Annotated in this window: 1 protein-coding gene; it reads right to left on the bottom strand. The window is 73.8% G+C overall.

Going from position 1 to position 1,133, the window contains the following annotated elements:
- The coding region (locus PUR61_RS36600; protein ID WP_329883881.1) for an acyl carrier protein at positions 1–1,133 on the bottom strand (1,133 nt) is incomplete at both ends.

Raw genomic sequence — 1,133 nt, 5'->3', positions numbered from 1 at the left:
CCGCCAGCGCCGCGTCACACTCCCCGCTGCGCAGCGCCTGCACCGCCAGGTGCAGAGCGACCAACGAGGACGAGCACGCCGTGTCGACCGTGACCGCCGGACCCTCCAGACCGAAGGTGTACGACACCCGGCCCGACGCGACACTGCCGGAGCTGCCCGTGCTGAGGAAACCCTCCACACCGGGCGGCACCGCGGCGGTCTGCGAACCGTAGTCGTGGTACATGACACCGGCGAACACGCCGGTCCGCGAACCTCGCAGCCCCAGCGGGTCGATTCCCGCCCGCTCGAACGCCTCCCAGGAGGTCTCCAGCAGCAGGCGCTGCTGCGGGTCCATCGCCAGCGCCTCGCGCGGCGAGATCCCGAACAGCCCCGGATCGAAGTCCCCCGCGCCGTAAAGGAATCCACCCTCCCGCGTGTACGAGGTACCGGGGTGGTCCGGGTCCGGGTGGTACAGGTTCTCCACGTCCCAGCCACGGTCCTCCGGGAAGAACCCGATCCCGTCCCGCCCGGACGCCACCAGCTCCCACAGGTCCTCCGGCGACGCGACGCCCCCGGGGAACCGGCACGCCATCCCCACGATCGCGATCGGCTCGTCGTCCACCCGGACGCGCCGGGCAGGCGTGGCGGCCGGGCCGTGCTCGTCGGACAACCGCTCGTCGAGGGACGCGGCCAGCAGGGTGGCGTTCGGGTAGTCGAAGACCAGCGTGGACGGCAGTCGCAGCCCGGTCACCGCGTTCAGCCGGTTGCGCAGTTCGACCGCGGTGAGCGAGTCGAATCCCAGCTCGCTGAAGGCCCGCTCGGGGTCCAGGTGGTCGGACGACGCGTACCCGAGCACGGCGGCGACCTGGCCACCGACCAGGGCGAGCAGTGCCCGGGACCGCTCGTGCCCGGGAAGCGCGGACAGCCGTCGGGCCAGCGGGCTGCCGGCCGGGGCGACCACGGCGCGGCCGGGCACGAGGCCGGCCAGCAGCGGCGGCACAGCCTCTGCGGCACGGAGTACCGCGGTGTCGACCGCGAGCGCAGCGACCAGCGGCCGTCCACCGGAAAGCGCCGCGTCGAAGGCCGCGAGCCCCTGCTCGGCGGTCAGCGGCAGGACACCACCACGCCGCATCCGCTCCCGGTCCGCGTCGGTG

Origin of the sequence: Streptomyces sp. BE20, assembly GCF_036322525.1 — a bacterium.
In the GTDB taxonomy this organism is placed as follows: Bacteria; Actinomycetota; Actinomycetes; order Streptomycetales; family Streptomycetaceae; genus Kitasatospora.
The sequence above is the reverse complement of the archived record's forward strand: the minus strand, read 5'-3'. Positions and strand labels throughout refer to the sequence as shown.